Source organism: Microbacterium sp. SCN 71-21, from assembly GCF_001725695.1.
Taxonomy (GTDB): Bacteria; Actinomycetota; Actinomycetes; order Actinomycetales; family Microbacteriaceae; genus Microbacterium; species Microbacterium ginsengisoli.
Window position 1 is genome coordinate 25,060 of record NZ_MEGA01000014.1, and the last position, 7,130, is coordinate 32,189.

Genomic DNA, 7,130 nt, shown 5'->3' on the forward strand with positions numbered 1-7,130 from the left:
CCCTTCTCATCGCTCCGGGCCGCGATCTGCGCCCGGCTTCGTCGTGGTGCGCGGCCGCGCGGGCTCCACCTGGGGCGGAACCGGCGAGCCGGTGGTGTTGCTGCGCTTCTCCTCCGCGCGCTGCATCTTGTCGAGCGCTTCCTGCACGGATGCGTCGACGATCGCGGAGCGGTCGATCGTGGGTGCGGTCGCCGTGGCGGTCGACGTCGGGGCTGTCGTGGTCGACGCGGCTGTGGTGGCCGGCACCGCTTCGAGCTGACGCCGCACGTTCATCACGCGCTCCCGCACGGCGGCCTCGACGTTCGCTGCCTGCCGCGCTTCTCCTGCGGCCTTCGCGGCGTCGTAGACGGCCTGGGAGAGGTTCATGAGCTGGCGCAGCATGGCGAGCTGTGCGGCTGTTCCCTGGCCGCCTCGGGCGACGCTGGCGAGGAGCATCGTCGCACCTGACATTGCCACCCGGCCGGCACGCTGGGGCTTCACCGGGCGACGGTAGGTCTGTGCCGACTTGGCGAGTGCGTCGGATGCCTCGGCCAGGTCGCCGGGTGTCTCCTCGACGGCGTTCGACCAGGCTGCGAACGCGGCCGCGGTCTGACGTGCGACCGTCGACCAGGTGTCGCGGTCATCGAGCGGGATCGACCGAAGCTGCTCGCGGAGCTGCCCGATTTCCTCGGTGTGGCGCTGCCACAGCTCGGGGTCCGGTTCGCGCATTTCGCGACCAGGTGCAACGGGCCGCCGGCCTCGTCCCGCCGCCTGCCACTCGGCGGCCGCGTCGGTCGCCCCGGTGGGTGTGTCGGGCCATCCCTCGCGGAGCCTCGGCAGGGTGAGGTCGCGGCCCATCTGGCCGCCGCCGTACCAAATCGGCCGCTCGCCGTTGGTCGGTCGGATTGCCACCGAGTAGCCGGTGATGACGTCGGTCGTTCCCTCCGCGAACCGCGGCCGAACGAGCACACCCGAGCGGCGTAGCCGGCGCACGAACTCGGCTTCGTTCTCGCTCGCGCCGGCCGCTCCTCGCACGGTACGCGCGAGGTCGTTCCGGGGTGCGTTCAGTCGAACCTCGGCCGTGATGCGTGCCTGTCGTTCCTTCGGGTCGAGGCGGTGCCATTCGGGCTGCTCTCCCCCGACACGGGCCGCGTGCTGTTCGTACTTGCGCTGCGCAAACAGCGCTGCACGTTCCTCGACGCGGGCCTGCTCTGCGGGGCTGTAGCCGCGCGTCGCGCGCTCCCCCTTCGTCGACTCCAACTGCTCCAAGCCGTACTTCACTTCGAGAGCGCGCGCGGCGTTCTGTGCGCGCTGGTAGTCCAGGTGCGTCGACGCCTTCGTGCCGTCCTCGCGAACGAGGTTCACGGCGATGTGCACGTGGTCGTTGCCGGCCTGGGACAAGCCGTGCCGGATCGCGACCCAGCGGCACGGAGCCTTGGTCCCGTCGTTGTCGTCGAACCCCATCGCGGACACAAAGTCTTGCGCGATCGCGGCCCACTCCTGATCGGTGCGAATGCCTTCCTCGGCGCGCAGCGACAGTGAGGCGTGCCACACGTGGCCGCCGTTCACGTCGACGCCCATAGCGGTGCGCGGACGGTCAAGGTGACGCGCGATCGCCTTCGCGTTGTCGCCGCTCAGCTCGGCGTCGTCGTACCACGCCATGAGCGCGTGATCGCCGGCCACCAGGTGCGGCTCCTCGTGCTCATTGTGACGACCCTCCCCGACGAGGTAGGTCATCAGCCCGGCCATCCGATCGCCGCGCGTGACGTTCGGCATCATGACAGGCTCAGCTCATCCACGGCGGCGTCGATGCGCTCCGCGACTCGACGCACGGCGGCGAGCGTGGCGTCTGTCTCTGCCTGCCGCTGACCGGTGGCGTTGGTGGCCTTCGCGATCTGGTTGACGTTGTTCGACACCGCGGCCAAGAGCCGGTGCAGCTCGAACAACTTCACGATGGCGTTGCGTCGCTCGGTGACCGTCTCCCCCGTCTCGACAGCCAAGCCGCTCTCGACCAGGTAACGCGGCACACTCATGTCCGCGGCGCGGGCGAGGCGCTGCAACGAGCCCTCTTCCTCGGGGCTCGTCCGCACGTTGTGTCGGCCGGGGCGACCGCCGGGGATGCGCCGTCGCCGGCCCGTGCCCTGCTGACGCTCTTTCGTCGACTCGTCAGACACGGCAACCCCTTCCCTCGGCCCAGCGCAGCGACCCCGCATCTGCGGGGACTGCACACATCAAGTGTGCCGCACCGCTCGACGGCTGTCGAGGGGTCAAGATGGATCAGGGCACCTGATCCTTTAGCTTGCTCCGTCTGGGACTCCATTCGGGGTCGCTCACGTCGACAGACGGGAGTGGTCGAGGCTTCGCCTCGGCGTGCTTTTGATGTGTCGACACGCGTCGACTTCGAACGGCGCGATCCGTACGATTGGTGCATGGCTACGCAACTGACACCAGAGGAAGCAATCGAGCGCGCGCGACGTCTACAGGATGACCGCCTGACTGCGGTTCGTACCGTCGCGGAGGCGCGGCAGTCGCTCAGCGATGTGCGCGACGAGACGGCGCGCGAGCTGGCCGACCTACAGGCGCGGATCGCCGAGCGGATCGCGACCGCGGAGCGGGAGGACGTGCGCGCCTACTCGGCTGCGCTGAGCGCCGGATGGTCGGCGGACGAGCTGCGCAAGATCGGGTTTGCGGAGCCCGACAAGAAGGCGCGCACCCGGCGTCGATCGACGCGCAAGCCTGCGTCCAGCTCGGCACCCGCGGCGGCTGACGATGCGTCGTTGGAGCCTTCTACGGAGGGCTGATCGCTCCCACGTTCTCGGCCCCACGTTCCGCTCTGCGGCGTGGGGCTTTCGTGTGTCCCCGCGTTGCGGGGTTGCACTCCGCTCCCGATCCCGTCAAGGGCGCTTCGCGTCCCTTCGGGAGAGCCCTGCGGGCTCCCCTTGACCGGCTCTCCGCTGCGTGCAAGGCGGCAAGTGTTCCGAGAAAGCCGGCACCTCGGCGTACCGCCGAACTGCCTACTTTCATCGGACACACAACAAGGGATTGGGATCGAACGATGAGTAGACCCGTGAGTTTCGCAACGCTGACAACGACACTGCCGACGTCGGATGAGGAGCGCGGTCGGCTTACGCGAAATGTGGGTGAACGTGACCAGCAGCTCTACGAGTACGGTCGCTCTGGCTATAGGCTCGCGGCATCCGTGACGGTGCCGGGGGGCGACGTCGTAACGGTGATCGACACGCTCACTCGTGAGGGTGAGTTGGGGGACGATGACCGATGACGCGATCAATCGCGGTGCAGGTCGCGCAGCGCATCCGGCGCGTGCTCGACACTCGGGGTCTGACGGTCGAATGGTTGGCTGACGCGACCGGGATCAAGCTACGCACCCTCACCCGGCGACTGCACCTGACCAGGCCGTGCGGCCTCACGGTCGACGAGCTGAACGCGATAGCCGGCGCGCTCGACGTCGCGCCCGGCGTGCTGCTTCACGAGGACCAGGGCGGCGCTACCGCTGCGTCTGAGTGAGATCCTGATCGGCCTTGTTGAGGGCGCGTGCAACGGTCGACTTGCCGACGCTGAGCACCGCGGCGATGTGGTCGAGGCTGGCACGCTCGGCGCGCATCCTCTGCGCCTGTGCGATCTTCTCCGGCGTCATCTTCGACGGCCGGCCACCGACCCTCCCCTGCGACTTCGCGTGAGCGAGGCCGCGCATCGTGTTCTCCCGGATCGTGTCGACGCGGAGCTGCGCGAACACGGCGACCATGCCGAACAGGGCGCGACCCATCGGGGTTGTGGTGTCGATCATCGGCTCCGTCAGGCTCTTGATGTTCACCCCTCGGCGGTCGAGGTCGTGCAGCGTCTCGATGATGATCCGCTCCGAGCCTCCCAGCCGATCGAGTCGGCGCACCAGGAGGGTGTCGCCCTCGCGGAGGTAATCGAGGCAGGCGAGCCACTGCGGACGGTCTGCAATGCGGCTCGACTCGCCGTGGTCAACGAATACTCGAGAAGCACCGGCCGCGCGCAGCTCGGCCTCCTGAGCTGCGGGGTTCTGCTCCCGCTTCGAGACTCGGGCGTAACCGACGACGTTCGTCACTGCTGAACCTGCTTCACGCCCTCGGCCGCGTCGTCTCGTCGCGCTCGGGCAATCCGGCGCATGCGCGGGATGACGAACACGAGCCCGGCCAGGACGGCGACGGTGGCAATGATTCGACCGGGGAGCCATGCCGCCCCGTCGATCCAGAGTGCCGCGATCCAGAGGACGATAGCGACCTCACACAAGCCGAACGCCCAGAGGAGTCGACGTGCGCCGCCGCTCGTGCGTCCGAAGCGATCGCGCGCGGTGAGCAAAGCGATCGCCCCGACGACGAACAGCACCACGCCTGCCCCGCCGACAAGGTTCGGGATGAGTGAGTTGAACATGGGTTCTTCCTATCAATCACGGCCGACGTTGGGGCCGCGGGTGGCGCGGTAGCCGGCACTCGGCGGCCGGGCCTGTGTGCCCTGCTGCGGTGTCTGCTTCGTCGCCTCGGACGCGGGACGGGGGTAGGACGCGCTGAGCGCTGAGCGTGCCTGAGCGGCCCTGTCAGGGGCGGCCGGCGGTGCGGTGCGCTCGACGGTCACCGCGGCGAACACCGGGACGAGAGAGGCCGGCTCGGGAGGGTAGGCGAACATGTCGGGTCGGCTCATGGCCGATCCCGCGTTCCACTGCTCCGGGCTCACGCGAGCGAAGTCGAACCGGTACGGCGACTGCTCGGCCACGTGGGCCATGAACACCTTCGACGTGCGGCCGTTGCCCTCGCGGAACGGGTGCGCCTGATTGACGTAGGCGAACACAGTTGAGGCCGTGGCCACGAAATCGTTGCGGCTGATCTTGGCCCAGTCCGTCGACGTCACGAGCTGGCGGGCGTCCGACAGATACCGGCCGACCTCGCCCGTCTTGACCTCACCGAAGCCGCGCCCTGGACCCTTCGACATTTCCACGGTGCGGTACTCCCCCGCCCACTCGTAGACGTCCTGGAACAGGTGCCGGTGGATCGCGCGTAGGTGCTCCCCGTCGAACGTGCGCGGCACGTCGACCTCGCCGTTACCGAGCTGCACGGCGCGCACGGTGGTGTCGGTGTACTCCATCCGAGACAGCACCCGCGCGTCGCGCTCGTCGTAGAGGTTGCGCAGCGTCCCGATCCCCGTCAGCGGGTCGATCGTGTCGGGGTAGAAGTACGACTCCCAGCTATCGAACTGGGAAGCCACGTCAGCGGCCGGCGCCGACGACGCCGGCAGCGCGGCGAGCGGCAGCGTGGCCGCGTCGACGGTACTCCGCGAGGTCGATCGCGCCGCGGGTGTAGTCGGTCACGTTCTCGACGTCCTCGCGGGTCGGGGTGAACCCCTCGTGCCATCCGGCGGCGAGGGCCTGGCGCACGCTGTCGCGCTGCGTCGCGTCGAGCTGCGCGAACAGCTCCGGCCACTGCTCCTCGACCGTGAATGTCTCAGCCACGATGGCTCCCTTCGTCGTCCTACCAGTCTATCGGTTTTCCCGAAAACGGTCTATGGAATGTTTCGGCACAAGAGGGTTTCGGCACAGGGTTTCGGCACGGCGTGTCGACGTCGCCGCGGTGCCGTCGGTGCTCGTGCCGGAATCGATCGTTTTCGGCCTACTCGGCTCGCGGTGATGAACCTATGCGCCGGCAATCTGCTGGATGGCCTGGTTACCTTCCGGATGGTAACCTACACTCATGCGCACCGATCCTCGCCCCGCGATCCTGGCGGCCGCCTTCTCTCAGCTCGACGAGGGGCGGGCGGTGTCTCTGGATTCCGTGGCCCGGAGTGTGGGGCTGACCAAGCCGGGGGTGATGTATCACTTCCCCACGAAGGAAGCCCTCATGCTCGCCCTGGTGGACTCCGTTTTGGACCGCTGGGAAGAGGCGCTGGTCGCACGCCTCGGGTCGTCACCGGAGGGCGCGGCGCCGGCCGCGCGCATCGGCGCGTACGTCGACTGGTCACTGTCCGGGGGGTTCGATGAAACCGACCTGGTGGCGATGAGTGATCCGAAGCTGCGCCGCTCGCTCACGCAACGCTGGGCCGAACGTCTCGCGCCCTGGCTTGTCGTGCCTGATGACGTCGCCCCGGCCGAACGCACCCGGTTGCTCGCCGCCCGCCTTCTGGCCGACGGCGGGTGGCTTGCCGAAGCCGCCAACGTCTCCCCCCCTACCCCCGGCGACCTGGCGCAGCTCCGCGCCTTCGCCCACAACCTCCTGAAGGACTGACTATGAAGAAATGGCTCCTGCTTGCCGGCGCGATCATCAGTGAAGTCGCCGGCTCTCTCGCCCTCCAAGCCGGCCAGGACCACCCGGCCTGGTACATCCTGGTCGCGATCGGCTACGTCGGCGCGTTCACGCTTCTCGCGCTCGTTCTACGCGAGGGGATGGCCCTCGGGGTTGCATACGGGATCTGGGGCGCGATGGGCGTCGCGTTGACCGCACTGCTGGCCGCACTCCTGTTTGGACAGCCCTTGACCGGCGTGATGATCCTCGGCCTGGCGTTGATCATCGGCGGTGTTCTCACCGTCGAACTCGGATCGCAAGCGGCGCAGCGCAAGAGGGAGGCGAGCATCTGATGGTCTGGCTCTTCCTCATCCTCGCGATCGTCCTCGAAGTCGGCGCGGCACTCTCCCTGCGCCTCGCAACCGACGGCCGGAAACTGTTCTACATCGCCGTCGTCGTGGGCTACCTCGGCGCGTTCTTCTTCCTCACCCAAGTCCTTGCCCTCGGGCTCGGCATCGGTGTTGCCTACGGCATCTGGGCCGCCTCCGGCGTCGCCCTCACCGCCGTGGCCAGCAAGTTCCTGTTCAAAGAGCCCTTCACCTGGGTCATGGCGCTCGGCATCGCCCTCATCATCGGCGGCGTCCTCCTCGTCGAACTCGGCGCGGCCCACTAGCCTGCCGACACGGCCATGACCGTCGCTCGCACCCTCGCGGCAATTCGCCGCGCCCTCCTGGAAGATCCTGCCGTCGACATCCGATTCGTGGACGCAATCACCGTCGACAGTCATCTTCTGAGCACGCACGGCCAGGCCCTCATCCTGTTCGTACACCCACAGCATCGCGAAGTCGTCGACGAGCTGCGCAACGCCTCCCGCCCATTGGACTAGTGCGGTCG

General features: G+C 68.2%; 12 protein-coding genes. 6 read left to right on the forward strand and 6 right to left on the reverse strand.

The window, feature by feature from the left end; genetic code table 11:
- Positions 1-6: 6 nt before the first annotated feature.
- Together ABT08_RS03475 and ABT08_RS03480 are read right to left on the reverse strand one after the other, a co-directional pair.
- Entirely contained in the window at positions 7-1,755 is a 1,749-nt protein-coding gene (locus tag ABT08_RS03475; protein ID WP_502685868.1) for a relaxase/mobilization nuclease domain-containing protein, read from the reverse strand.
- The gene (locus tag ABT08_RS03480) at positions 1,755-2,153 is read right to left on the reverse strand and encodes a plasmid mobilization protein (RefSeq protein WP_005053874.1); all 399 of its coding nucleotides are present in this window, start codon (positions 2,151-2,153) and stop codon (positions 1,755-1,757) included. The genes ABT08_RS03475 and ABT08_RS03480 overlap by 1 nt, the downstream gene beginning before the upstream one ends.
- Positions 2,154-2,408: 255 nt before the next feature.
- Here ABT08_RS03480 and ABT08_RS03485 point away from each other — a divergent pair, with 255 nt between their 5' ends.
- Positions 2,409-2,780, forward strand: coding sequence for a hypothetical protein (locus ABT08_RS03485; protein WP_288114008.1), 372 nt, complete (start codon positions 2,409-2,411; stop codon positions 2,778-2,780).
- 475 nt (positions 2,781-3,255) lie between these two features.
- Positions 3,256-3,504 (forward strand): helix-turn-helix domain-containing protein, encoded by a 249-nt coding sequence (locus ABT08_RS03490; protein WP_005053867.1) that lies wholly within the window; start codon positions 3,256-3,258, stop codon positions 3,502-3,504.
- Here the strand turns inward: ABT08_RS03490 and ABT08_RS03495 are convergent.
- The 4 genes from ABT08_RS03495 to ABT08_RS03510 are packed head-to-tail and all read right to left on the reverse strand — an operon-like array spanning position 3,485 to position 5,470.
- The gene (locus tag ABT08_RS03495) at positions 3,485-4,072 is read right to left on the reverse strand and encodes a recombinase family protein (RefSeq protein ID WP_288114009.1); all 588 of its coding nucleotides are present in this window, start codon (positions 4,070-4,072) and stop codon (positions 3,485-3,487) included. The two genes, ABT08_RS03490 and ABT08_RS03495, sit on opposite strands and share 20 nt — an antisense overlap.
- Positions 4,069-4,356: a hypothetical protein gene (locus ABT08_RS03500; RefSeq protein WP_288114010.1), complete on the reverse strand. Its 288-nt coding sequence runs from the start codon at positions 4,354-4,356 to the stop codon at positions 4,069-4,071. The genes ABT08_RS03495 and ABT08_RS03500 overlap by 4 nt, the downstream gene beginning before the upstream one ends.
- 54 nt (positions 4,357-4,410) lie before the next feature.
- On the reverse strand, positions 4,411-5,226 hold the full coding sequence (locus ABT08_RS03505; protein WP_288114011.1) for a Fic/DOC family protein: 816 nt from the start codon (positions 5,224-5,226) through the stop codon (positions 4,411-4,413).
- A 1-nt stretch (position 5,227) separates the two neighbouring features.
- Positions 5,228-5,470, reverse strand: coding sequence for an antitoxin VbhA family protein (locus ABT08_RS03510; RefSeq protein WP_259982440.1), 243 nt, complete (start codon positions 5,468-5,470; stop codon positions 5,228-5,230).
- 238 nt (positions 5,471-5,708) lie between these two features.
- On the opposite strand from ABT08_RS03510, the gene ABT08_RS03515 reads away from it, so the two are divergent.
- From ABT08_RS03515 to ABT08_RS03530, 4 genes are read left to right on the forward strand one after another with little or no spacing between them, the layout of a single operon-like run.
- Positions 5,709-6,239, forward strand: coding sequence for a TetR/AcrR family transcriptional regulator (locus ABT08_RS03515; protein WP_288114012.1), 531 nt, complete (start codon positions 5,709-5,711; stop codon positions 6,237-6,239).
- Positions 6,240-6,241: 2 nt separating this feature from the next.
- On the forward strand, positions 6,242-6,589 hold the full coding sequence (locus ABT08_RS03520) for a DMT family transporter (protein ID WP_066057897.1): 348 nt from the start codon (positions 6,242-6,244) through the stop codon (positions 6,587-6,589).
- Complete coding sequence (locus tag ABT08_RS03525) at positions 6,589-6,909, forward strand: DMT family transporter (RefSeq protein WP_066057899.1); 321 nt, start codon at positions 6,589-6,591, stop codon at positions 6,907-6,909. Before ABT08_RS03520 ends, ABT08_RS03525 begins: the two co-directional genes overlap by 1 nt.
- A gap of 15 nt (positions 6,910-6,924) precedes the next feature.
- Positions 6,925-7,122, forward strand: a complete 198-nt coding sequence (locus ABT08_RS03530; protein WP_005053846.1) for a hypothetical protein — start codon at positions 6,925-6,927, stop codon at positions 7,120-7,122.
- Positions 7,123-7,130 lie beyond the last annotated feature (8 nt).

What these genes read in the sequence shown, in the direction of transcription:
- ABT08_RS03530 (WP_005053846.1), top strand. Translation starts at nt 6,925, where the DNA reads ATGACCGTCGCTCGCACCCTCGCGGCAATTCGCCGCGCCCTCCTGGAA.
- ABT08_RS03515 (WP_288114012.1), top strand. Translation starts at nt 5,709, where the DNA reads ATGCGCACCGATCCTCGCCCCGCGATCCTGGCGGCCGCCTTCTCTCAG.
- ABT08_RS03525 (WP_066057899.1), top strand. Translation starts at nt 6,589, where the DNA reads ATGGTCTGGCTCTTCCTCATCCTCGCGATCGTCCTCGAAGTCGGCGCG.
- ABT08_RS03475 (WP_502685868.1), bottom strand. Translation starts at nt 1,755, where the DNA reads ATGCCGAACGTCACGCGCGGCGATCGGATGGCCGGGCTGATGACCTAC.
- ABT08_RS03485 (WP_288114008.1), top strand. Translation starts at nt 2,409, where the DNA reads ATGGCTACGCAACTGACACCAGAGGAAGCAATCGAGCGCGCGCGACGT.
- ABT08_RS03520 (WP_066057897.1), top strand. Translation starts at nt 6,242, where the DNA reads ATGAAGAAATGGCTCCTGCTTGCCGGCGCGATCATCAGTGAAGTCGCC.
- ABT08_RS03490 (WP_005053867.1), top strand. Translation starts at nt 3,256, where the DNA reads ATGACGCGATCAATCGCGGTGCAGGTCGCGCAGCGCATCCGGCGCGTG.